Below are 23,584 nucleotides of genomic sequence, written 5' to 3'. Positions count from 1 at the left end.
ACCGTTTGATGGCGGGACATAGGCCGCAGACGCTGAACCTAGGCTGAGCGAATGGGGTCAGAACCCGAGATTGCGGAACGCGATGCGGAACGAGAAGCTGTTCCCACGCTTCGCGTCGCCGGTGTCGGCATAGTCGCGCCGCCAGGTCAGCGCGATCGACAGGCATTCGTCGTCATAGGCGACGCCGAGGCGGTGGCGAATCGGCTCGAACCCGTCGGCGTCGCTCAGTGGATCGTCGACCCGCTGCGTCAAATCGACGATGGCGGAACCGAACAGCGACCAGTGTTTCGCGAACGCGACGCGGCCGCCGGCGCGTACCTCCTCGCGGTCCTGCAACTCTTCGCCGAGAAGCAATATGTCGCGGTTGAGTCGTGAATAGCCGAGCACAGCATAGGTCGACCGGCTGCCGATCGTCGCGTCGAATTCGTTGCGGCGAACCGCCAGATTGTCCTTGTCGAGCCGGAAGCGGTGGGTCAGGCGCAGGAAATCGCGATAGGCAACCGTCGTGCGTCCGACGATGTCGGACGTCCGGTCGGTCAGCCCGGTGCCGTCGGGAAACAGGCTGGGCTTGTCCGACAGGCGATAGCTCTGGCCGACGACGCTGCTGATGTTGAACCCCGGCCGGCTGTAATTCCATTCGACGCCGTACGTGATGCGCGCGCCGTCCTCGAACCGGTCGTGGCCGTTGAAGCGGTTGATCGCGAACAAATTGCTGTCTTCGAGGTCGAAGGCGCGCGAATCCTCGTTCGGGATGTCGATATTCTTGATCGGCGGGGTAGCGACGAGCTGGACGCGCGGGGTCAGCGTTTGCGTGCCGCCCGCGAATTCACCGACAAAAGGCCAGCGCATGTCGGCCGCGACCGCGGCGATCCCGCGCGCCTGCCAACCCGATTTGCCGCGATAGCCGGGGATCGCGGTCAGCAGATTTTCGTCGCTGTGATAGACGTCGCCGCGCACCAACGCGGTCAGCGTCACTTCCTGGCCCAGTCCGGTTAGTCCGCGCAAATCCCAGCGCGCGCCCGCAAAGGCGCGCTGCGTGTCCTGGCCCGCGGTGCGGCCGATCGCGAGCGTGTTCAGCTGCAGTTCGAACTGCCCGCCAAAGATCGGATCGGCAAGCCGCTGGCGATAGTCGATGATCGGCAGCGCGATCGCCTGCTGCCCCTGGATATCGTTGACGCGCAGCGTCTGCGTCGCCCAGCCAGCGATCGACAGGTAGGAATTTCCGCCGATCCGCTCGAGCTCGAAGGTCGAGCGCAGCCGGTCGTCGCGGCTGATGTCATAGCGGCGCATGAAGGTGCGGTCGGTCGCGATGCGGCCCGAATAGGTCAGGCTCCAATGCGGGTCGAACTGGAACTTGCCCGCGCTCTCGAGGTAGCCGCGGAAGCGCTTTTCGCTGTCAGGGTCCTCGCCGGTCAACGGGACGAGCGAGCCATAGGTCGCATAGCCGTTGATGCGGAACGACCCGATGTCGGTCAGCGCGCGGAACTCGCCCTCGATCATCGGCGCCGCGCTGGTGTAGAGGTGCGGGGTGATCGTGATGTCGCGGTCGGGCGCGAGCCGCAGATAATAGGGAACCGCGATTTCGAAGCCGTTGCTGCGGTCGAGCCGGATTTCGGGCACCAATATGCCGCTGCTCGGCTCATTGTTGATCGAATGGCTGAGGCCGGGAAGCGGGATCAGCGGCAGGCCGAAAATCTCGACGCGCGCGCCCTTGTAGCGGACCTTGTTCTTCGCGCGGTCGTACATCACCTTTACGGCGCGAATCTGCCAGCTCGGGTTCTTGGGACAGCCTTCGTCGTCCTCGACCGGGCAAGGGGTATAGGCGGCGTTCTCCAGCTCGATATTGCCGTTGTCGAAACGCGTGCCCTTGACCGCGGCGAGCCGCGATCCATTGTCGAGCACGACGAGCATGTTTTCGACGACGCCGTCGCGCAGCGTGTCGGTCAGCTCGATCTTGTCGCCATAGGCGGTGTCGCCTTCGGGGTTCTTGATAACGACATTGCCCTCGGCAAAGACCTGGCCCGTCTTCCGGTTCCAGGTGACCTTGTCGGAGCGCATCTCGACCGCTTCGCGGTTCATCTGGACATTGCCCTCGGCAACGACGACTTCGGTGTCGCTGTCGTAGTTCAGATTATCGGCCGCGAAACCGATCTGGTCTTCGCTCTTGACCGCTGGGGCATCGGTCGTCGTCGGGACGACGTCGGGCGTTTGCAGGTCGGGCTGCCCCGTCACCTCTGCCGACTGGGTCGATTCGTCGCTCGTCTGGGCCAGCACCGGGCACGCGGCCAAGGCCGCGCCGCTCGCCGTCGCCAGCCAGAACGGCCGCGCACGCGCTGCCCGATGGAACAAAGCCCAGCTCATTTAATCCCTTTGTCCCGAACCCTAAATCAGTGTTTCCCGGCTTGGACCGGCAGCTTTGTTTTTGCAACTCGCAAGCGAAACCCCTATCGGTCCGCCACGTTCCAATCAATCATCGCATAAGAAAGTTAAGGCATGGACATTCAGTTTGTCGCGCAAATCGATGCGTCTGCCGACGTCGTCGCATTTCCGGTCCGCAAGGGTGAGGCCGACGCGCTCGGCGCGCTGCTCGGCGCCGCGGCGGCACAGGCACGCTTCGATGGCGCCCCGGGTGCGATTGCCGAGACCTCGGCGATCGACGGCGATCAGGCGAAGCGCCTGCTGCTCGTTGGCATCGGCGAGGGCAGCGAGCAGGACCTCGAGCGCGGCGGCGCAGCGCTGACGGCGAAGCTGCAGACGAGCGGCGCAACCGCGGTTCATGTCGATTTCGCGAGCACGGGCCCGAGCGATGCCGACGATGTGCTTGCCTTCGCGATGGGCGCGCGCCTCCGCAACTGGCGCCTCGACACCTATCGCACGCGCCTTGCCGATACGGCGAAGCCCAGCCTGAAGACGGTGACGATCGCGTCGCCCCACGGCGACCTGTCCGGCCGCTGGGCCGAGAACGAGGCGATTGCCGATGGTGTCGCGCTGACCCAGACGCTCGTCGCCGAGCCGCCGAACATCCTTTATCCCGAGACCTTCGTCGAACGCTGCCAGCACCTGACCGATCTGGGCGTCGAACTCGAAATACTCGACGAACGCCAGATGAAGGCGCTCGGCATGGGCGCGCTGCTCGGTGTCGCGCAGGGCTCGACGCGCCCGCCGCGCCTGCTCGCGATGCGCTGGAACGGCGGCAACGCCGGCGATGCGCCCGTCGTCTTCGTCGGCAAGGGCGTGACCTTCGACACCGGCGGCATCAGCATCAAGCCCGCCGCCGGCATGGACATGATGAAGTGGGATATGGGCGGCGCGGGCGCGGTCGCGGGCGCGATCAAGGCGATCGCAGGCCGCAAGGCGAAGGCGAATGTCGTCGGCGTCGTCGGCCTCGTCGAGAATATGCCCGACGGCAACGCAATGCGCCCCGGCGACGTCGTCACCACCATGTCGGGTCAGACGGTCGAGGTGCTCAACACCGACGCCGAGGGCCGCCTCGTCCTCTGCGACGCCATCAGCTGGGCGCAGAGCGCCTATAATCCGAAGGTGATCGTCGACCTCGCGACCTTGACCGGCGCGATGGTGATCTCGCTCGGGCATGAATATGCGGGCATCTTCGCCAATGACGACAAGCTTGCCGCCGACCTGCTCGCGGCGGGCGAGACCAGCAACAACAAGCTCTGGCGCTTCCCGCTGTCGCCCGCCTACGACAAGCTGATCGACAGCCCGATCGCCGACATGAAGAATATCGGCCCGCGCGAAGGCGGCTCGATCACCGCGGCGCAGTTTCTGAAGCGCTTCGTCGGCGAGGGCGTCGCCTGGGCGCATCTCGACATTGCGGGCATGGCGTGGGCCGACAAGGACGGCCCGGTGTGGGCGAAGGGCGCGACCGGTTATGGCGTGCGCCTGCTCGATCGCTACATCGCCGCCAACCACGAAGGCTGAACGAAAAAGGGCAGGGGAGCATGGCGCGCGTCGACTTTTACCGGCTGACCCGCGACCCGGTCGAACGGGTGCTCCCCGCGCTCGCGACGCGCATATTGGCGAACGGCGACCGCCTGCTGGTGGTCGCCGCGCCCGCGATGCAGCGGCAGGCGATCGACGAGGCGCTGTGGACACTGCAACCCGCAAGCTTCCTGCCGCACGGGGCTGCGGGATCGCCCGATGAAGAGATCGAGCCGATCCTGATCTCGGGGACGCTCGACCCATCGCCGCCCAACCGCGCGACGCTTGTCGCGCTCGCCGACGGCGAATGGCGCGAGGAGGCGCTCGGGTTCGAGCGCACGTTCCTGCTCTTCGACAACAGCCGCATCGACGATGCGCGCGCGCTCTGGCGTACGCTGGCGGCGCGCGAGGACGTCGACAACCGCTTTTGGAAACAGGACGAGAACGGTCGCTGGTCCGAAGGGCCCTGACGCCGCGGCGCTCTGTCCTTGCAGTGCAGCAAAAGCGCCGCTAGAGGCGCGCGCATCGCAGACAATAATAACTCAGGAGCTTCCCCCATGGCGGTCACTCGCACTTTCTCGATCATCAAGCCCGACGCCACGCGCCGCAACATCACCGGCGCCGTCACCAAGATGCTGGAAGACGCCGGCCTGCGCGTCGTCGCGTCGAAGCGCATCCACATGACCCGCGAACAGGCCGAAGGCTTCTACGCGGTCCACAAGGAACGCCCCTTCTTCGGCGAACTCGTCGACTTCATGATCAGCGGCCCCGTCGTCGTCCAGGTCCTCGAAGGCGAAAATGCGATGCAGGCGAACCGCGACATCATGGGCGCGACCAACCCCGCGAACGCCGAGCCCGGCACGATCCGCAAGGAACTGGCCGAGAGCATCGAAGCGAACACGGTTCACGGTTCGGACAGCGACGAGAATGCCGCGATCGAAATCGCCTATTTCTTCAAGCCCGAAGAAATCGTTGGTTAAGCCTGAGGGCCTAGCCGAATTGAAGAGGCCGCCGGAGCGATCCGGCGGCCTTTTTCATTAGAATTCGTCCGCGACGCCCATCAAGCCCGCCAGTTTCTTCGGCGCGATCGCCAGCCAGCTCTTGCGCAGCCATTCGCCGATCGCATCCCAGTCGGTGTCGCCGAGGTCGAGGCGGATGCCGATCCAGCCGTCGCCGAAATAGGCGGGGCGGTAATAGCGGTCTTTGTCGAGCTCGATCAGCGCCGCCTGCTCATCGCCGCCGCTGATCTTGACCAGCAGCGCCGTCTTGCCGTCGCCATGATGATCCTCGGTGAAATAGGCGAATTTCTTGCCCTTCACGATCCCGAAACAGGGCATGCCGTGCGAAATCACCTCGTCGGCTTCGGGCAACGCTATCGCCAATTCGCGCACGCGATTGCGCAAGAACTCGGGCGACCGCTCGCGTGTCACAAACGCCGCGAGTGTAGGGGGATAGAGCTGGTGCTCGGCAATCCGCACGCGCTCGGCCAATGTCTCGACCTTATCGCCGGGCAGGATCGCGACGGGAGTCTGCGCGAGCACCGGGCCCTCGTCGACACCGGACGTCACGATGTGGATGCTGCACCCGCCGAAGCTGTCACCCGCATCGATGGCTTGCTGATGGGTGTTCAGCCCTTTGTAGAGCGGAAGCAGGCTCGGGTGGATGTTGATCATCTTGCCCGCCCAGTGCGCAACGAAATCGTCCGAAAGAATCCGCATATAGCCCGCAAGCGCGACGAATTCGGCGCCCGCTGCGCGCAATTGTTCGTCGACCAGCGCGTCGAACGCGTCGCGGTTCATGCCCTTGTGCGAAAGCGCCCACGTCGCGATGCCTTCGGCTTCGGCAATCTTCAGCCCCGGCGCTTCGGGGTCATTGCTGCCGACGAACACCAGTTCATAAGGGCAGTCGGAAGCTTTCGCAGCGTAAAGCAGCGCCGCCATATTGGTGCCGGCCCCCGAAATCAGGACGGCGACACGCGCTTTAGCCATTATGCGTTGCCGACCACGCGCCCATCGCGCTCCACGTTTCGGCACTGCCGGTCACGGTGCAGCCCTTTTCGCCCCCGGCGACATGGCCGATGCGGAACACGGTTTCACCCGCGGCTTCGAGTGCCGCTGTCACCTCGGCAACATCGCCCTCGGCAACGACAACCGCCATGCCGATTCCGCAGTTGAAGGTGCGCGCCATTTCCTCTGGCTCGATATTGCCCTGCGCCTGCAGGAAGGCCATCAGCCGCGGCTGCTCCCACGCGTCGGCATCGACGTGCGCGTGCAGCGTCTTGGGCAGGATGCGCGGGATATTCTCGAGCAGCCCGCCGCCAGTGATATGCGCGAGCGCGTGAATTCGGCCGGTTTTCACCAGCGGCAGCAGGCTCTTCACATAGATGCGTGTCGGCGCCATCAGCGCGTCGATCAGCAGCACAGTCTGGTCGAACAAGGCAGGGCGGTCGAGCTTCCAGCCCTTGTCCGCGGCGAGCCGGCGAACGAGCGAGAACCCGTTCGAATGGACGCCCGACGAGGCGAGGCCGAGGATGATGTCGCCTGCTGCAAGCTTGTCGGCCGTGAGCACCTGGTCACGCTCGACCGCACCGACGCAGAAACCCGCGAGGTCATAGTCGCCGTCCGAGTACATGCCGGGCATCTCTGCGGTCTCGCCGCCGATCAGTGCGCAACCTGCCAGCTTGCAGCCTTCGGCAATGCTCGCGACGACTTCAGTCGCGACGTCGTTGTCCAGCTTTCCGGTTGCGTAATAATCGAGGAAAAATAGCGGCTCGGCGCCCTGAACGATCAAATCGTTCGCGCACATCGCGACCAGATCGATTCCGACGCCGTCATGCCTGCCCGATTCGATGGCGAGCTTCAGCTTCGTCCCCACGCCGTCGTTCGCCGCGACAAGCAACGGATCGTTGAACCCGGCTGCCTTCAGGTCAAAGAAACCACCAAAGCCGCCGAGGTCGGCGTCGGCGCCGGGACGGCGCGTCGCACGGGCGAGCGGGGCAATGGCACGGACCAGCGCGTTGCCGGTCTCGATCGATACGCCGGCCTGCGCATAAGTGTAGGAGCCGGGTTGGTTGTGCTTGGAATCCATGGCACGCGCGACTAACGGTTCCAGCCGATAAATGCCATGATTTCCTTGTCGGGGCCCGCGCTTTTGGGCAAAGCATAGAGAAGATATGATTTCGGCTGCTTTCCCCCGCTTCGCCCCGAGCTTCGCCTTCGACGCCCTGCGTGGCCGCGATTGGCGCTGGGCGGCGCTATTCGGCCTTTTCTTCGCGATTCTGCTCGTCGGCGTTGTGGAAGGCCAGATCAGCCGCGGTGATCGCGGCATCACGCCGATCAACAGCAGCGGCGATTTTCTGGCGAGCGGTATTCTCGTCGATGTCACCGGCGACAATGCCGATGATGCGCGAACGAAGGGCTGGCGCGAGGCGCAGCGCCTCGGCTGGACCCAGCTATATCGCAAATTGAACGGCAGCGACGGCCCCAAACTTGGCGATTCGGTACTCGATGGCATCGTCACCGCGATCGTCGTCGAGGAAGAGCAGATCGGCCCGCGCCGCTATGTCGCCCGGCTCGGCGTCCAGTTCGACCGCGTCCGCGCCGGCCAGATCCTTGGCGTCAGCGGCCGCACTTTGCGCTCGCCGCCGCTGCTTGTGATCCCGGTCTATTCGATCGATGGCATCCCGCAGGTGTTCGAACAGCGCAGCGCCTGGCAGCGCGCCTGGGCCGAATATAATACGGGGCAGAGCGCGATCGACTATGTCCGCACCGCGGGCACCGGCGCCGATACCTTGCTGATCAACGCGGGGCAGACGGGCCGCCGCGGCCGCGTGTGGTGGCGCGTCATCCTCGATCAATATGGCGCCGCCGACGTGCTGACGCCGATCGCGCGCGTCCAATATTCCTATCCCGGCGGCCCGATCAAAGGCTATTTCACCGCGCGCTTCGGCCCCGACAGCAAGCTGCTCTCCAGCTTCACGATGACCGGGCCGAGCCCTGCCGCGCTGCCCGACATGATGGAAAAGGCGGTCGCGCGGATGGATCGCATCTATATCGACGCGTTGGCATCGGGCGTGCTGCGCACCGACACCTATCTCGTCCTCGAAAAGCCGGTCGAGAAGGAAGACCTGCCCGAGGAAGTCGCGACCGACGAAGAATCGTTGCCGAGCGAAACCGACGCCAGCGTGCCCACGACCACCGCCGTTGGTGTGCAGAGCTTCACCGTCCAGTACAGCTCGCCCGACGTCGATTCGGTCACCGCGACCGAACGCGCGGTTGCGGGCGCCGCGGGCGTCCAGTCCGCCTCGACCACCAGCCTTGCGCTCGGCGGCACCTCGGTGATGCGCGTCAGCTTCCGGGGTGACCTCGCCGCGCTCGGTGCGGCGCTCGCCGCACGCGGGTTCAAGGTGCAGGAAGGCGGCGGCCAGCTCAGGATCAGCCGCTGATGGCGCGTGCATCCCAGATTGCGCTTCCGCTCGACTGGAGCGCGGGGGGCAGTAATGACGGTCCGCTGATCGTCGGCACCAGCAACGCCGATGCCGTGCGCTACCTGCGCCACGTCGCAACATGGCCCGTCCGCACCGCCGTGCTCACCGGACCGCGGCGATCGGGGCGCAGCCTGATGGGCCGGCTCTTCGCGCGCGATACGGGCGGAAACGTCATCGACGGGCATGACAGCGTTTCGGAAGAAGAGATTTTCCACGCGTGGAACGCCGCGCAGGCAAGCGGCTCACCGCTGCTCATCATCGCCGATGCGCCGCCGTCGGAATGGAACGTCGCGCTGCCCGACCTTCGTTCGCGCCTCGCGGCTGTACCGGTGCTGACGATCGGCGATCCCGACGATTGTCTCGCGCGCGACCTGATCGAGGCGCTGTTCGCGCAGCGCGGCATGGCGCTGGCGCCCGGCGTCGCATCCTATATCGTCCCGCGGATGGAACGCAGCTATGCGATGATCCACCGCATCGTCGGCGCGCTCGACGCCGCGTCGCTCGAAAAGGGCGGCGGCATTGGTATTCGTCTTACGCGTGAAACATTACTGTCACAGGGGCTCATCGATCCCGATTTGCTCGAACGACAGGATGACGCGACATGTCGATAACCGGCCAACCCCTTCGTGCCGACAATGACGCCAATAGCGCGTTTCAAATCCCCCTCGGACCCGAACGCTTCTTCAACCGCGAACTGAGCTGGCTCGCCTTCAACCGCCGGGTGATGGAAGAAGCGCGCAACCCCGCGCACCCTTTGCTCGAACGCCTCCGGTTCCTGTCGATTTCGGGCAGCAACCTCGACGAATTCTTCATGGTCCGCGTCGCGGGCCTGAAGGGGCAGCAGTTGCAGGGGATCGACGACCCTTCGGCCGACGGCCGCTCGCCGGGGCAGCAGCTTGCCGAGATCGAGGCCGAGGTGAACCGCCTCGTCGACCAGCAGCAGAGCGAATGGCAATTGCTCCATCGCCAGCTCGGCGAACAGGGCATCGTCGTCCACGGCACGGGGTCGGACAAGGAAGCGCTGCGCACCGCCTTGCGCCAATATTTCATCGACCAGATTTTCCCGATCCTCACCCCGCAGGTGCTCGATCCGGCGCATCCCTTTCCCTTCATCCCCAATCGCGGCCTCGGCGTGATTTTCGATCTCCAGCGCAAGGCGGATGGGGAAACGGTGCGCGAACTGGTGATGATTCCGGCCGCATTGCCGCGTTTCGTGCCGGTGCCGGGACAGGGCAGCGCGTTCGTGCCGATCGAATATCTGATCGAGATTTTCGGTGGCCTCTTGTTCCCGGGCTTCACGATCCGATCGCTCGGCGTGTTCCGCATCATCCGCGACAGCGATATCGAACTCGAGGAAGAGGCCGAGGATCTCGTACGCCTGTTCCGCACCGCGATCCGCCGCCGCCGCCGCGGCCGTGTCATCCTGCTCGAACTCGAAGCCGACATGCCCGGCGAAATCGCCGAAGTGCTCAACGCCGATATTCAGGGCCACGAAGCGATCATCGCGAAGATCGGTGGCTTCATCGGTCTTGCGGCGCTGTCGGCGCTCGTCGATGTCGATCGCCCCGACCTCAAGTTTCCGGCCTATTCGGCGCGTTTCCCCGAACGCATTCGCGAACATGGCGGCGACTGCTTCGCGGCGATCCGCAGCAAGGACATCGTCGTCCACCATCCGTATGAAAGCTTCGAGGTCGTCCTCGCTTTCCTGCGGCAGGCCGCCGCCGATCCCGACGTCGTCGCGATCAAGCAAACGCTCTACCGTGCTGGCGACCAGTCGCCGGTCATCCGCGCGCTGATCGAGGCGGCTGAGGCGGGAAAATCGGTGACCGCGGTCGTCGAACTCAAGGCTCGCTTCGATGAGGAACAGAATCTCCTCTGGGCGAACCAGCTGGAGCGCGCCGGGGTGCAGGTCGTCTACGGTTTTATCGAGTGGAAGACACACGCCAAGATTTCGATGGTCGTGCGCCGCGAAGGGCAGGGGTATCGCACTTACTGCCACTTCGGCACCGGCAATTATCACCCGGTGACCGCGCGCATCTATACCGACCTCAGCTTCTTTACCGCCGATCCGCGTGCGGGGCGCGACGCGGCGCAGCTGTTCAATTATATCACCGGCTATGTCGAACCCGAACGGCTCGATCTGATCACCATGTCGCCGCTCAACATGCGCGCGCATCTTTGCGAGCTGATCGACGCCGAGACGGCGGCGGCGAAGGCGGGCCTACCGTCGGGCGTGTGGGCCAAGATGAACAGCCTCGTCGACCCTGACATCATCGACAAACTCTATCAGGCGAGCGCTGCGGGCGTGCCGATCGAACTGATCGTGCGCGGCATCTGCTGCCTGCGCCCCGGCGTGGCGGGACTCTCCGAAACGATCCGCGTCAAATCGGTCGTCGGCCGCTTCCTCGAGCATAGCCGCGTGTGGGCCTTCGCGAACGGCGCGCCTCTACCGCACCGCGGCGCCAGGCTCTACATCAGCAGCGCCGACTGGATGCCGCGCAACTTCGACCGCCGCGTTGAATATATGATCCCGATCGAGAACCCGACCGTCCACGACCAGATATTGGACCAGGTGCTCGTCGCGAACCTCATCGACAATGAACAAAGCTGGATCCTGCAGCCCGACGGCACCTCGGTGCGCGTGATGCCGGGCGACAAGCCATTTAATTTGCACCATTATTTTATGACGAACGCGTCTCTATCGGGTCGCGGAACCGCGCTCCACAAGCGTCACGACGTTCCCACGCTTGCCTTCGATGTGCGCGAAGATTGACCAAATTGACCCCACAGCGTTCGTCCAAACAGGCGGTCAGCCGATCCGCCGTGATCGACATTGGTTCCAACTCGGTCCGCATCGTCGTCTATGAAGGGCCCGCACGCGCGCCCGCGGTGATCTTCAACGAAAAGGTCGCTGCCGGCCTCGGTCGCGGTCTCGCCGTCGATGGCCGCATCGCGCCCGAGGATGCCGAACGCGGCCTGGTCGCGCTCCGCCGCTACGCGCTGCTCGCAAAGCATATGGACGTGAAGGACGTGCAATGCGTCGCCACCGCTGCGGTGCGCGATGCGGTGAACGGCCCGGAATTCATCCAGGCCGCCGCCGAGGCGGGGCTCGCGATCCGGCTGCTCTCCGGTGAGGAAGAGGCCGAGGCCGCGGGTTACGGCGTGCTCGCCGCTATACCCGAAGCGCACGGCATCGCCGTCGATCTCGGCGGCGGCAGCCTCGAACTCGCTGAGGTATCGGAGGGCAAGGTCGGCCGCCGCGCCTCCTTCCCGCTCGGCGTGCTCCGCTTGCCCGCACTGCGCAAGGATGGCGATCAGGCGTTCGAGCGCGCGATCCGCAAGATGCTCCGCGCGGCGGGCTGGCCCGACGGGCTGACCGGCCAGCCGCTCTATCTCGTCGGCGGCTCGTGGCGTGCGCTCTCGCGCCTTGACCTCGAACTCACGCGCGATCCGCTCGCAGTGCTCGACCAGCATACCTTACCGCGCAGCGCGCTGCGCCGCCTGATCCGTGCGTCGAAGCGGCTGAGTTTCGAGGAATTGCGCGCGATCCCCGGCATGGCATCGAACCGTGCCGCTTCCTTGCCCGACGCGGCGGCGCTGCTCGCGGCGCTCGTCAACATCCTCGACGTACCCGAAATGACCGTATCGTCGTCGGGGCTTCGCGAGGGGTTGCTGTATCAGGCGCTCGATGCCGAGACGCGCGCGCAGGACCCGCTGATCGTCGCCGCCGAATTCGAAGGGCGTCGCCTCGCGCGTTTCGCGCCGCACGGCCGCGCGATCGCCGAATGGATCGCGCCGCTGTTCGACGATGAAGCGCCCGCCGACAGCCGCGTCCGGCTCGCGGCGAGCCTGCTCAGCGACGTCGCCTGGTCAGCCAACCCCGATTTCCGCGCCGAACGCGGCACCGAAATCGGCCTGCACGGCAACTGGCGCAGCATCGATATTCCGGGGCGCATCCTGCTCGCACGCGCGCTGTATGCGGGTTTTGGTGGTGCCGATGCCGAATTCCCGGTGATGGGAACCCTCGTGTCGCCCGAACGACTCGCGCGGGCGCGCCAATGGGGGCTTGCGATTCGCCTTGCGCAACGGCTGACTGGCGGGGTCGAGGCGCCGCTGAAGGCGAGCGGCGTTGCGCTGGTCGATGGCAAGCTCAAGCTCTGCCTTGATGCGGGCTGGCATCATCTTGCGGGCGAATCGGTCGAGCGCCGCCTGCGTGTGCTGGCGCACGCCCTCGATGCGAAGCCGGAGTTGGTGCTGCTCTAGATTTCGATCGCGGCGTTGGGATCGATTTCGCTCATCAGCAGCTTGCCGTTCTTGACGGCAAAGCCCATCCGGCCTTCGACGAGATCGAGCGCGGCGTGGCCGAACACGTCGTAGCGCCACCCCTGCATCATCTGGATACCCTCGCGCGCGCCCGCCGCGAGCGCTTCGAGATCGTCGCTGCGCGCGATGAGCCGCGCCGCGACATTGAGTTCACGCGCACGGATTTTGAGCAGCAGCTTCAGCAGGTCGGCGACGAGCGTGCCTTCCTTGCCAAGCCCCGGGCCGCGCGGCGCGCGCTCGGGCATTTCGTCCTTCGACATCGGCTTGGCGCTGGCGATCGCGTCCATCAGCCGGCCGCCGATATCGTTCGTGCGCCAGGTCGCCGACAGCCCGCGCACGCGGCCCAGTCCGTCCTGATCCTTCGGCGGATGCGCGGCGAGGTCGGCGAGCGTCTCGTCCTTGACGATCCGGCCGCGCGGCAGATTCTTTTGCCGCGCCTCGCGTTCGCGCCACGCGGCGAGTGACTGCAACCGGCCGAGCACGTCGAGCTTGCGCGTCGGGACCTTGATGCGCTGCCAAGCCTTGTCGGGATCGACGCTGTAATTCGCTGGATCGGCGAGCTTTTCCATTTCCTCGTCGAGCCAGTGACCGCGCCCGGTCTTGATCAGCTTGTCGAGCATCATCGGGAAAATCTTGGCGAGGTGCGTCACGTCGCCGACCGCATAGTCGATCTGGCGCTTGTCGAGCGGGCGTCGGCTCCAGTCGGTAAAGCGCGCGCCCTTGTCGAGCTGCAGCCCGATCCATGCTTCGACCAGGTTCGAATATCCGACCTGTTCGGCCTGACCGAGCGCCATCTGGCCGATCTGCGTGTCGAAGATCGGGTGCGGCGTCTTGCCGGTCAGGTTGAAGATGATTTCGACATCCTGACCGCCCGCATGAAAGACTTTCAGCATGTCCTCATTGCCGACCAGCAGGTTGAGCAGGGGCCCCAGGTCTATGCCCGGCGCCATCGGATCGATTGCCGCAGCATGGTCGCGGTCGGCCACCTGGATCAGGCAAAGCTCTGGCCAGAAAGTGTTTTCGCGCATGAATTCGGTATCGACCGCGATGAAATCGCTGTTCCGAATGAGGTCGCAGAATTCGACGAGCGCGGCGTTGGTTTCGATCAACGGATGGACTTGCATAGCGCGCCTATACAGCTAGTTGAGAGGAACGGGCAGGAAAATTTGCTCGTGCTCTTCGGGTTGCGGAGCCGGAATACCGGCCGGGGAAAAAGACGAAGGGATTTGGGGCATGATATGGCTCGGTTGGGCGCTCGCCGCGCTCGGTTTTTCGTTGCTTGTCGGGCAATATGCAGCGGGGCAGGCGGACATCTTCCTGTCGATCGCCAATCCGCGGCCGCTCGATGAGGAATCGATGGTGGTGACGCTGAAGGGCTGGGGTTTCGCCGCGCAGGCCGCGCAGCCTTTCGTGACGCCCGAATCCGATCATGGCCTGTGCGACGTCCGCATGTTCGCGACGCGGCGCCAGATGCTCGTCGCGATCGCGACCTTCGGTTTCCTCCGCCCGGTCACCGTCGCGTGGCGCGCCCACGCCGGCATCCTCCCGTTGGGAGATGCCTGATGCCGATCGTCAGACTGGGCGACGAGGGCCGCTGGACCAATTATCACGGCACCGGCACCTGCGAAGGGGCGATGCGCTTCGCCTTGCGCAGTGGTGACGCGGAGCGTGGACGCGACGAGATCGCGATCGCCGCGAAATCGGTGCAGGACTGGCTCGCGGCGGCCCAGACCGCCAAGCGCCGCGTCCGGCCGCTCGGCGCGGGCTGGTCGCCATCGAACGTCAATATCAGTTCGCAAAGCTGGCTGCTCCACACACGCCGCTTCAATCGCTGCTTTCGCATCGACGCGGGCGATGTCCGCCCCGGCATCGATGCCGGCGCCCTGATGCTCGTCGAATCAGGCGCGCTCGTCGACGAGGTTTCGGACAAATTCGAGGAGCAAGGCCGCTCGTTGTGGACGAGCGGCGCGGGCAATGGCCAGACTTTCGCGGGTGCCTCGGCCACGGGCACCCACGGCTCGATGATCGCGCGGGGCGGCATTCAGGATCATATCCGCGCGCTGCAGATCGTCACTCCTGGCGGCATCCTCTGGATCGAGCCCGACGCGGGCGTGATGGGCGACGCCTTCATCGCCGCCACCGGTTCGGCGCCGCTCCGCGACGATACGATGTTCGCCGCGGCGCAGCTTCCAGTGGGCTCGCTCGGTATCGTGACGGCGCTCGTCGTCGACAGCGTGCCGAAATTCCTCGTCCGTCCGATCCAGAATTTGCGCAAGGTGGATCGGGCGGCGCTGGACTGGCTCGCCGCGGGCGATTTCCGGCGCTTCTCGGCCGCCTATGCGCTCGATCAGGATCCCGACTTTGTCCAGATGATCGTCAACCCCTACAAGCCGTTCAAGCGACCCGCGATGCTGCGGTTCCTCTATCGCGAGCCGTGGCGCGACGATTATCCGCGAGCGACCCCCGGCCAGCTTGGCGCGGGTTATGACGCGCTCAGTCTGCTCGGCCGCCTGCTCAACGATTACCCATGGGCCCGCGGGCCGTTGCTCCAGTTCGCAATGAAGCAAGGCTATGCCAGCGGCCCTGATATCGGCGCGCCGCCGGTCTATGGCAGCTGGGGGGAGGGGCTCGACACGCATCGTCCCCTGGCAGACCTGTTCAACGCCTCGGTCACCATCGACCGCGCCGACCTCGCGCGCGCCTTTGAACGCATCTGCGCCGTTTATGCCAAGCACGGCGGCTCCACGGTCGTCACCATCCGTTTCATGGAGCGCGCGCAAGGGCTGCTCGCTCCCGCGCGCTTTACGCACAATGCGGTGATCGATTTCGACGGCCCGCGCAGCCAGCGAACCGCCGACGCCTATGCCCGTGTGGTTGAATGCCTCGATGCCGAGGGCGTTGGCTTTACCCGTCACTGGGCCAAAAGCTGTGGCCTCGATGCCGCGCGTGTTGCCGCCGATTATGGCGAGGATTTCCGTCTCTGGCGCACCGCGCGCGACCGGCTGCTTCCCGATCCCGCCCACCGCGCGCTGTTCGGCAGCGCGGTGCTCGATGGGTTGGGGCTGACCTGCTGACGAGCCAAGCCTTGACAAATGGCACGCCGACCTGCCTTAGGCGCGGCCATAAATGTCAACTTTTTGTTGATTTCCCCAGTCATCGAAAGACGAGAAAATGCACGCCTATCGTACCCATAATTGTGGCCAGCTCCGCGCCGAGGATGTCGGCCAGAATGTCCGTGTCTCGGGCTGGGTGCATCGCAAGCGCGATCATGGCGGGCTGCTCTTCGTCGACCTGCGCGATCATTATGGCCTGACCCAGATCGTCGCGGACTCGAGCGACGCCGCCTTCGCAACGCTCGACGGCCTGCGCGCCGAAAGCGTCGTGACGATCACCGGCGACGTCGTCGCGCGCTCGGCGGAAACGACCAATGCCAACCTTCCGACCGGTGCGATTGAAGTCCGCGCGCGCGACGTCTCGGTCCAGTCGGCGGCGATCGAGCTGCCGATGCCGGTCGCGGGCGAACAGGAATATCCCGAGGATATTCGCCTGAAGTACCGTTTCCTCGACCTTCGCCGCGAACGCCTCCACGCCAACATCATGCTGCGTTCGAACGTGATCGCGTCCTTGCGCCGCCGTATGGTCGAGCAGGGGTTTACCGAGTTCCAGACGCCGATCCTGACCGCCTCGTCGCCCGAGGGTGCGCGCGACTATCTGGTGCCGAGCCGCGTCCACCCCGGCAAATTCTATGCGCTGCCGCAGGCGCCGCAGATGTTCAAGCAGCTGCTGATGGTCGCGGGCTTTGACCGCTATTTCCAGATCGCCCCCTGCTTCCGCGACGAAGATGCGCGCGCCGACCGCTCGCCCGGCGAATTCTACCAGCTCGACTTCGAGATGAGCTTCGTCACGCAGGACGACGTCTTCAACGCGATCGAACCCGTGCTCGCCGGCGTGTTCGAGGAGTTCGCAAATGGCAAGTCCGTGACGCCAGCTGGTTCGTTCCCGCGTATCCCGTACCGCGAATCGATGCTGAAGTACGGCAACGATAAGCCCGACCTTCGCAACCCGCTGATCATCACCGATGTCTCGTCGCACTTCACGGGCTCGGGCTTCGGCCGCTTCGCCGACATCGTCGCCGCGGGCGACGTCGTTCGCGCAATTCCTGCGCCCGCGACCGCCGAGAAGAGCCGCAAATTCTTCGACGACATGAACAGCTGGGCGCAGGGCGAAGGCTTTGCCGGCCTTGGCTATGCGACGCGCAAGGGTGGCGAATGGGGCGGCCCGATCGCCAAGAACCACGGCACCGACAAGATGGACGCGCTTGCGGCCGAACTGGGCATCGGTCCCGACGACGGCCTGTTCTTCGCCGCGGGCAAGGAAGCGGTCGCCGCGAAGCTCGCGGGTTTCGCACGCACCCGCGTCGCCGAGCAGCTCGATTTGATCGACCCCAGCAAGTTCGAAATGTGCTGGATCGTCGACTTCCCGATGTTCGAGGCCGACGAAGACACCGGCAAGATCGATTTCAGCCACAACCCCTTCAGCATGCCGCAGGGCGAGCTCGAAGCGCTCGAAACCAAGGACCCGCTCGACATCCTTGCCTGGCAGTATGACATCGTCTGCAACGGCGTCGAACTGTCGTCGGGCGCGATCCGGAACCATCGTCCCGACATCATGTACAAGGCGTTCGAAATCGCGGGCTACAGCCAGGCCGACGTCGATGCGAACTTCAGCGGCATGATCAATGCGTTCAAGTTCGGCGCGCCGCCGCACGGCGGTTCGGCGCCGGGCGTCGACCGTATCGTGATGCTGCTCGCCGACGAGCCCAACATCCGCGAAGTAGTCGTTTTCCCGATGAACCAGAAGGCCGAAGATCTGATGATGAACGCCCCGGCGCCGGTCAGCGACAAGCAGCTCAAGGAGCTCGGCATCCGTATCGTCGACGGCCCGAAGGGCTAGGGCATGAGCGAGCCCCGGGAGCACCGGCTGGAAACGCCGGAAGGCGATATCTGCTGGTTCGAATGGGGAACGCGGGGGCAGGGGCCTTCGCTGCTCCTGCTCCACGCGACGGGCTTTCACGCGCGCCTGTGGGATCAGGTCGTCGCGGCGCTGCCACCCGGCACGCACGTCATCGCGCCCGACCATCGCGGCCATGGTCGCAGCTATCGTCCCGCGACGCTCGCGAACTGGGCGACCACCTCCGACGCGCTGTTGCCGCTGCTTGACGGACTCGGCGGGCATCCGCTCGTCGGCTGCGGGCACAGCATGGGTGCCTATGTCCTCACGCGGCTCGCGTCGCAGCGGCCGGCCGCCTTCGGTCATCTCGTGCTGATCGATCCGGTGATCATGGACCCCGCCTTTTATGAAGGCGAGGCGGCCAAGCCGATCCCCGATCCCGCCGATCATCCGGTTGCGCGCCGCCGCAACAGCTGGACGAGCGCCGAAGAGATGCGCGCGCGTTTCGCCGACCGGCCGCCCTATGCGAACTGGGACCCGCGCGTCCTCGCCGACTATTGCACCCATGGCCTCCTCCCGGCGGCGGACGGTGAGGGGCTGGAGCTTGCCTGCCCGCCGGCGCTCGAAGCCTCGGTCTATCAAAATGCGCTACGCACCAGCCCGCACGAGTGGCTGCACTATCTGGCCACGCCGTCGACGGTCATCCGCGCCCCGACCGGCGAGCGCGGCGGTCCGCTCGATTTTTCGCTGAGCCCGACCTGGACCGGCCTCGGTGCGGCGCTCGGCGCCGATCGCGACGAACTATGGGCCGAGCACAGCCATTTCATCCCGATGGAAGACCCCGCGCGCGTCGCCGCGCTGCTCGCGAACCTACTCTGATCGCGTAACGAAACGCGCGCACGCTGTCCCAGAAAATGACAGCCCTGCATCGCTCTTGGTAGGACGGCTTCGGTTGCGCTAGGGAGGCGCGATGAGCATTTCCCTTTCCGATCACGAAGCCGGCGCCAAATATGACGGCGACTATTCCGATGCGCTCGATGCGTTGCAGGAACGGCTCGAGCGCGTGCAATCCGCGCATATCACGCACGGCCAGCGCAGCATCATCATGTTCGAAGGTTGGGACGCGGCAGGGAAGGGCGGCATCATCAAACGCATGACCGCGCTGCTCGACCCGCGCTATTTCGAGGTCTGGCCGATCAGCGCACCGAACGACGAGGAAATGGCGCGCCATTTCCTGTGGCGTTTCTGGAGACGCCTGCCGGGCAACCGCGAAATCTCGATCTTCGACCGCAGCTGGTACGGCCGGGTCCTCGTCGAGCGTGTCGAGGGCTTCGCGAGCGAGGCCGAATGGCGCAAGGGATATGACGAGATCAACGAGTTCGAGGCGCAACTGACCGGCAACCGCACGAACCTCGTCAAGATCTTCGTCCATCTGACGCAGGAAGAGCAGGACAAGCGTTTCGCCGACCGCCTCGACGACCCGTGGAAGCGGTGGAAGACGGGGGCCGAGGATTATCGCAACCGGTCGAAACGCAAGGACTATCTCGCCGCGATGGAAGAGATGTTCGCGCAGACGAACACGCGCTGGGCGCCGTGGAAGGTGATCGACGGCAACAACAAGAAGGCCGCGCGCATCGCCGCGCTGACCCACATCGCCGAAGCGCTCGAAGCCATTGTGCCGATGACCCCGCCCGATCTCGACCCCGCGATCGTCAAACTCGCGGGCAAGGCGTTCGGCTACAAGCCGAAAGACTAGGTTTTTCGGCCTCCTCGGCTAGCAATCGCGCGCCCCAGCCGCTACATGGGATTGATGAGCCGCGCCAAAAGAACCGACGACTGGGGATTTCCCCGCTGGCGCCCTTATGGTTCGAGCACCGAGGCGCAGAAGGTTCGCATCTGCGACCGCCATGGTTGCACCAACCCGGGCAATTGTCCCGCGCCCAAGTCACCGAACAGCCCCGAACGCTGGTATTTCTGCGAAACACACGCGGCCGAATATAATCGCGGCTGGGACTATTTCGAAGGATTGAGCGCCGAGGACGCCGCCGAACGCGCCGCCGACGAAACGCGCGACGCGGGGGCGTACGCAAAGGCTCAGCACTACGCCTGGGGCGGGTCGGGTGACGGCAGCCGCAGCGCTGACGAAATGCGCGCGCTCGAAATTCTCGACCTCGAACCCGACGCCGATTTCGAGGCGACGAAAAAGGCGTGGCGCAATCTTGCCAAGGAAACGCACCCCGACGTGAAGCCGGGCGACGCCGAAGCGGCAAAGCGCTTTGCCGCAGGACAGGCGGCGTTCGAGGTGCTGAAGCAGGCCGAAGAACGGAAAAGCTGGAAGCCCGCGTAATGCCGGGGTTTCGGCCAGGCTTCTAGACCAGTTCATCCCTCCGATAGAGGCTTTCGGATTGCCGTCCCGCAGCATAGGCGCGCCAGGTTCGGCGCGGCAGCGCGATGACCCCGGCGACGATCAGCGGCGAGCAAAAGAGCGTCGCGCGCCAGTCGGGATAACGGCCGGCGCCCCATTCCCACGCTGCGAGCTGGATCTCCCCGGTTAGCGTCAGCGGATAACCGGTGATGAGATGGTGGCGATCGTGCGCGTCGATTGCGGCTTGCCGCCATGCGAAATTGGGCAGGCGGAACCGCCAGCGCCCGATACGAAACGTCCAGTGCGATGCGTCGCCCTGTTCGAGACCGCTGGCCGCGCGCAGGCTTTCGAGCGGATCAGGGGCGGCCGTCATCGTGCACCTTGGCGGCCAGCGTCTCCGCCTGACGATCCGACGCGGCGCTCAGCGCCCGCGCGGTCAGCGGGGTGATGCCCGGTCGTGCGGGCAGGTTCGCCGGCAGGCGGATGTTCGACACCAGCCCCAACAGCGCGAGCAATTGGATGAACCGGTATCCGAGGTCGATCTGGCCCGGATAGAGGCCATGACGCGCCGAGCTTGGAAAAGCATGATGATTGCTGTGCCAGCTCTCGCCCATCGTCGGAATCGCCATGATCGGTACATTATAGGCCTGGATGACGGCGCCATCGACTGACCAGTCCTGCGAGCCGCGCGTGTGAGCGAAATAGGATATGAACCAGTGCATCGTTGTGCAGGCGGCAACGCGCACCGGCACTCCCCAAACGACCCACGACCAGCCGCCGAGCAGGTAAAGGATCACGGCGATCGGCACCTGCTGCAGCATCCAGTACCGGTCGAGAAAGCGGTAAAAGCGGTCGTCGCCGATGCCAGGGCCGGGGTCGAAGCCGGGCGGCCGGGCAAGCTGGAGCCGGAAGTTGAGATAGTAGAAACCGTCGATGACGAGCGGCTTGGCGTGCCGCAGGAACCAGTGGCAATCGGGCTGCCGCTGTGCCCAGTCGCGGCTGTCGTGGAGGCGGATCGTCCAGATCGGGCCGCCCATTCCCACCGCGGTTCCAAGCCAGACGAGAAGATATTCGAGCCATTTCGGGCAATCGAAGCTGCGATGGATCAGCCGCCGGTGAAAACCGACCGAATGGCCGGCGCACAGCGTCACCGCCGAGGTCACGAGGACTACCGCCAGCGCGCTTCCGCTGAAGGTCAGCGGACCCAGCACCAGCGCCGTCGCCAGCATCGCCATGTTCCAGATCGACCGGGGACCATCCCACAGCACGCGGCCCTCGACCGCGTCGGCCTGATCGAGACCGGTCAGCGAATTGACCTTGAAGGCACCCGCCGCCGCGCCGCCCGCTTCGCTCATAAATTCCCCCCTTTGTTGGGCGCTCCGCCGAACAGTCGCGCGGCGCGCCCGCCGATACCGATCACGCGCCGCAGCGTGCGGGGCGAGAGGCGCTTCGTTCCGGCATCGATTGCCGCGAGATCCTCGACAAGCTCGAGCAGGCGCTTCGCCTGACGCGCCACGATCGGATTTTCAGCGTCACCGGCCGATTGGCGCCAGGGCCCGAGGACCGCCAGCGCCGGCACCAATTCACGCTGCCGTCGTTTTTCGAGCGTCTGCAGCATCAGGAGCCAGGGGTCCGCCTCGGTGGTCCAGCCTTCGGGATTTCCTGCCACCAGTTCCTCCGCCGCCAGCCAGGCAAGGGCGTCGTCTATCGCGGCCGGCGTCAGCGCCAATTCGGCGGCGATGGCGTCGGTCGCGAGCGGCCTCGTCATCAGATATAACAGGCCGTGGACGCGGCAGGCGTCGGCCGGCAGTCCCCATCGTGCGCCGACCTCCGCCAGCCATTCCACGATCCCGGAAGCAGAGGGCCCCAGGAGGCCGCTCAATTCGATTTGGCCATCACGGGCATTCAGTCCCCCGCCTATTTATAGACACACGCATCCAGCCCATCGCGCTTGACCACGCCGATACGCGCGCGGATCGTGTTGCCGTAACGGCGCGTAAAGCCCGACGGGCTCACCGCCTCGCGTTTCTTGGGCAGCGGCAGGATTGCCGCGATCCGCCCCGCCTCGGCGGGGGTCAGCTTGCCCGCGCCATGGTTGAAATACCGCTGCGCGCCCGCCTCGACACCATAAGTGCCGATGCCGGTCTCGGCGACGTTGAGGTAAACTTCCATGATCCGGCGCTTGCCCCAGATCTTTTCGATCAGGAAGGTGAACCAGACCTCGGGCACCTTGCGGACATAGCGTGTCCAACCGGTCCCTTGCCACAGGAAGACGTTTTTCGCGGTCTGCTGGCTGACGGTCGATCCGCCGCGCATGCGTTTGCCCTTGGCGTTGCGCTCGATCGCCTGCTCGATCGCATCGCGGTCGAACCCGTTATGGCTGCAGAATTTGCCGTCCTCGGCCGCGATCACCGCGCGCACCATATTTCGGTCGATGCCCGACAGGCTCGTCCAGTCCTTGGTGATCCCGCTGCTGTCGACCATCATCGTGAACGTCACAGGGGGCGGCACCACCGCATAGAGCAGCACCCACAGCACCGAGGCGATGATGAACCAGAGCAGCCATTTGAACGGCCGCAGATACCAGGGGAGCGTGCGCTTCTTCGCGCGGGAGGGAGTTGCCATGCGGGCAAATTAGCCGCTTGCGATTTCCAGGCAAGCGGGCTTGATCTTGCGGAAGAAAAAACAACTGCTGTCCGGTGAAGGAAAGACCTGCATGTCGCTTCGATCCCTCTTGCTGCTAGCCGCCGCGACCGCCGCTGCGCCCGCCTTCGCGAACGAGGATCGCCGCGACCTTTGCCCCGACCGGCCGGGGCTCGGTACGCCCGCCTGCACGGTCGAGCCGGGGTCGTTACTGTTCGAGATCGGCCTGGCCGACTGGACGCTCGATCGCACCGCCGACAGCCGGAGCGATAGCTGGACCGTCGGCGACGCCCTGCTGCGCGCCGGGCTGACCCCGTCGCTGGAGGTGCAGCTTGGATGGACGATGCTCGGCCATGTGCGCGAGCGCGACCGGGCGGCGGGCGACGTGACCCGCCGGACGCGAACCGGCGACGTGACGCTCGCGTTGCGGCAGAACCTCCGCAATCCCGACGGGTCGGGCTTTTCGGTCGCGCTGATGCCCTATGCCACGCTGCCGCTGGGCGGCAAGGGCGTCGGTGCGGGCGATTGGGGGGCGGGGATGATCATGCCGGTCAGCTTCGAACTCGGCGCCTTGTCGCTTGGCCTCACGCCGCATGTCGACGCCGCCGTCGATAGCGACGGCAAGGGCCGGCATACGGCTTATGGCTCGGTCGCGGGGGTGGGGTTTGGCCTGTCCGACGATGTCTCGATGGCGGCGGAAATATCGCTGGCCCGCGACCGCGACCCCGGCGGGCATACCACCGAGGCGCTCGCCGGCCTCTCGGCCGGCTGGCAACCCGATGCCGACAGCCAGTGGGATTTGGGCGCCAATATCGGCCTCAATCGCGACAGCCCGGATATCGAACTTTATTTCGGTTTCGTGCGCCGCTTCTGACGCG

22 protein-coding genes are annotated in these 23,584 nt (G+C 65.4%); 14 read left to right on the top strand and 8 right to left on the bottom strand.

Annotated features, from left to right (window positions below; genetic code table 11):
• Positions 1-57: 57 nt before the first annotated feature.
• The gene (locus ASD73_RS07815) at positions 58-2,361 is read right to left on the bottom strand and encodes an LPS-assembly protein LptD (protein WP_056371236.1); all 2,304 of its coding nucleotides are present in this window, start codon (positions 2,359-2,361) and stop codon (positions 58-60) included.
• A gap of 132 nt (positions 2,362-2,493) precedes the next feature.
• Here ASD73_RS07815 and ASD73_RS07810 point away from each other — a divergent pair, with 132 nt between their 5' ends.
• The 3 genes from ASD73_RS07810 (at position 2,494) to ndk (ending at position 4,919) form a co-directional block, all read left to right on the top strand.
• Positions 2,494-3,939 (top strand): leucyl aminopeptidase, encoded by a 1,446-nt coding sequence (locus tag ASD73_RS07810; RefSeq protein WP_056371234.1) that lies wholly within the window; start codon positions 2,494-2,496, stop codon positions 3,937-3,939.
• 20 nt (positions 3,940-3,959) lie between these two features.
• Positions 3,960-4,409 carry a DNA polymerase III subunit chi gene (locus ASD73_RS07805; RefSeq protein ID WP_056371232.1) on the top strand — a complete coding sequence of 150 codons (450 nt, stop codon included), beginning with the start codon at positions 3,960-3,962 and terminating at the stop codon, positions 4,407-4,409.
• An 87-nt stretch (positions 4,410-4,496) separates the two neighbouring features.
• Positions 4,497-4,919 carry a nucleoside-diphosphate kinase gene (ndk, locus tag ASD73_RS07800; RefSeq protein ID WP_056371231.1) on the top strand — a complete coding sequence of 141 codons (423 nt, stop codon included), beginning with the start codon at positions 4,497-4,499 and terminating at the stop codon, positions 4,917-4,919.
• A gap of 57 nt (positions 4,920-4,976) precedes the next feature.
• Here the strand turns inward: ndk and purN are convergent, their stop codons facing one another.
• Both purN and purM read right to left on the bottom strand, forming a co-directional pair.
• On the bottom strand, positions 4,977-5,927 hold the full coding sequence (gene purN, locus ASD73_RS07795; protein ID WP_056371229.1) for a phosphoribosylglycinamide formyltransferase: 951 nt from the start codon (positions 5,925-5,927) through the stop codon (positions 4,977-4,979).
• On the bottom strand, positions 5,920-7,026 hold the full coding sequence (purM, locus tag ASD73_RS07790) for a phosphoribosylformylglycinamidine cyclo-ligase (RefSeq protein ID WP_056371227.1): 1,107 nt from the start codon (positions 7,024-7,026) through the stop codon (positions 5,920-5,922). The genes purN and purM overlap by 8 nt, the downstream gene beginning before the upstream one ends.
• Before the next feature lie 85 nt (positions 7,027-7,111).
• On the opposite strand from purM, the gene ASD73_RS07785 reads away from it, so the two are divergent.
• From ASD73_RS07785 to ASD73_RS07770, 4 genes are read left to right on the top strand one after another with little or no spacing between them, the layout of a single operon-like run.
• The gene (locus ASD73_RS07785) at positions 7,112-8,383 is read left to right on the top strand and encodes a hypothetical protein (RefSeq protein WP_056371226.1); all 1,272 of its coding nucleotides are present in this window, start codon (positions 7,112-7,114) and stop codon (positions 8,381-8,383) included.
• Positions 8,383-9,036: a DnaA/Hda family protein gene (locus tag ASD73_RS07780; RefSeq protein WP_056371223.1), complete on the top strand. Its 654-nt coding sequence runs from the start codon at positions 8,383-8,385 to the stop codon at positions 9,034-9,036. Before ASD73_RS07785 ends, ASD73_RS07780 begins: the two co-directional genes overlap by 1 nt.
• Positions 9,027-11,198, top strand: coding sequence for an RNA degradosome polyphosphate kinase (locus ASD73_RS07775; RefSeq protein WP_056371221.1), 2,172 nt, complete (start codon positions 9,027-9,029; stop codon positions 11,196-11,198). Before ASD73_RS07780 ends, ASD73_RS07775 begins: the two co-directional genes overlap by 10 nt.
• Positions 11,195-12,688 carry a Ppx/GppA family phosphatase gene (locus ASD73_RS07770; RefSeq protein ID WP_056371219.1) on the top strand — a complete coding sequence of 498 codons (1,494 nt, stop codon included), beginning with the start codon at positions 11,195-11,197 and terminating at the stop codon, positions 12,686-12,688. The genes ASD73_RS07775 and ASD73_RS07770 overlap by 4 nt, the downstream gene beginning before the upstream one ends.
• On the opposite strand, the gene rnd is transcribed toward ASD73_RS07770, so the two are convergent.
• Positions 12,685-13,872 (bottom strand): ribonuclease D, encoded by a 1,188-nt coding sequence (gene rnd / locus ASD73_RS07765; protein WP_056371217.1) that lies wholly within the window; start codon positions 13,870-13,872, stop codon positions 12,685-12,687. The two genes, ASD73_RS07770 and rnd, sit on opposite strands and share 4 nt — an antisense overlap.
• A gap of 109 nt (positions 13,873-13,981) precedes the next feature.
• On the opposite strand from rnd, the gene ASD73_RS07760 reads away from it, so the two are divergent.
• The 6 genes from ASD73_RS07760 to ASD73_RS07735 all read left to right on the top strand — a co-directional run bounded on the left by ASD73_RS07760 (position 13,982) and on the right by ASD73_RS07735 (position 20,045).
• On the top strand, positions 13,982-14,311 hold the full coding sequence (locus tag ASD73_RS07760; protein WP_056371214.1) for a hypothetical protein: 330 nt from the start codon (positions 13,982-13,984) through the stop codon (positions 14,309-14,311).
• The gene (locus tag ASD73_RS07755; RefSeq protein ID WP_056371212.1) at positions 14,311-15,822 is read left to right on the top strand and encodes an FAD-binding protein; all 1,512 of its coding nucleotides are present in this window, start codon (positions 14,311-14,313) and stop codon (positions 15,820-15,822) included. Before ASD73_RS07760 ends, ASD73_RS07755 begins: the two co-directional genes overlap by 1 nt.
• Positions 15,823-15,919: 97 nt before the next feature.
• Positions 15,920-17,701 (top strand): aspartate--tRNA ligase, encoded by a 1,782-nt coding sequence (gene aspS / locus ASD73_RS07750; protein WP_056371210.1) that lies wholly within the window; start codon positions 15,920-15,922, stop codon positions 17,699-17,701.
• A 3-nt stretch (positions 17,702-17,704) separates the two neighbouring features.
• The gene (locus ASD73_RS07745) at positions 17,705-18,577 is read left to right on the top strand and encodes an alpha/beta fold hydrolase (protein WP_056371209.1); all 873 of its coding nucleotides are present in this window, start codon (positions 17,705-17,707) and stop codon (positions 18,575-18,577) included.
• 91 nt (positions 18,578-18,668) lie between these two features.
• Positions 18,669-19,454, top strand: a complete 786-nt coding sequence (locus ASD73_RS07740; RefSeq protein WP_056371207.1) for a polyphosphate kinase 2 family protein — start codon at positions 18,669-18,671, stop codon at positions 19,452-19,454.
• 54 nt (positions 19,455-19,508) lie between these two features.
• On the top strand, positions 19,509-20,045 hold the full coding sequence (locus ASD73_RS07735) for a J domain-containing protein (RefSeq protein ID WP_056373354.1): 537 nt from the start codon (positions 19,509-19,511) through the stop codon (positions 20,043-20,045).
• A 22-nt stretch (positions 20,046-20,067) separates the two neighbouring features.
• On the opposite strand, the gene ASD73_RS07730 is transcribed toward ASD73_RS07735, so the two are convergent.
• From ASD73_RS07730 to mtgA, 4 genes are all read right to left on the bottom strand, one after another.
• Positions 20,068-20,436, bottom strand: a complete 369-nt coding sequence (locus ASD73_RS07730; protein WP_056371205.1) for a hypothetical protein — start codon at positions 20,434-20,436, stop codon at positions 20,068-20,070.
• The gene (locus ASD73_RS07725; RefSeq protein WP_156377330.1) at positions 20,420-21,418 is read right to left on the bottom strand and encodes an acyl-CoA desaturase; all 999 of its coding nucleotides are present in this window, start codon (positions 21,416-21,418) and stop codon (positions 20,420-20,422) included. Before ASD73_RS07725 ends, ASD73_RS07730 begins: the two co-directional genes overlap by 17 nt.
• A complete protein-coding gene (locus tag ASD73_RS07720; RefSeq protein ID WP_056371202.1) occupies positions 21,415-21,909 on the bottom strand; it encodes a hypothetical protein in 495 nt (164 codons plus the stop codon). The genes ASD73_RS07725 and ASD73_RS07720 overlap by 4 nt, the downstream gene beginning before the upstream one ends.
• 71 nt (positions 21,910-21,980) lie before the next feature.
• Positions 21,981-22,688: a monofunctional biosynthetic peptidoglycan transglycosylase gene (mtgA, locus tag ASD73_RS07715; protein WP_056371201.1), complete on the bottom strand. Its 708-nt coding sequence runs from the start codon at positions 22,686-22,688 to the stop codon at positions 21,981-21,983.
• Positions 22,689-22,779: 91 nt separating this feature from the next.
• Here mtgA and ASD73_RS07710 point away from each other — a divergent pair, with 91 nt between their 5' ends.
• Positions 22,780-23,580, top strand: coding sequence for a transporter (locus ASD73_RS07710; RefSeq protein WP_056373352.1), 801 nt, complete (start codon positions 22,780-22,782; stop codon positions 23,578-23,580).
• The last annotated feature ends 4 nt before the right edge of the window (positions 23,581-23,584 follow it).

Origin of the sequence: Sphingopyxis sp. Root154, from assembly GCF_001427105.1 — a bacterium.
In the GTDB taxonomy this organism is placed as follows: Bacteria; Pseudomonadota; Alphaproteobacteria; order Sphingomonadales; family Sphingomonadaceae; genus Sphingopyxis.
The sequence above is the reverse complement of the archived record's forward strand: the minus strand, read 5'-3'. Positions and strand labels throughout refer to the sequence as shown.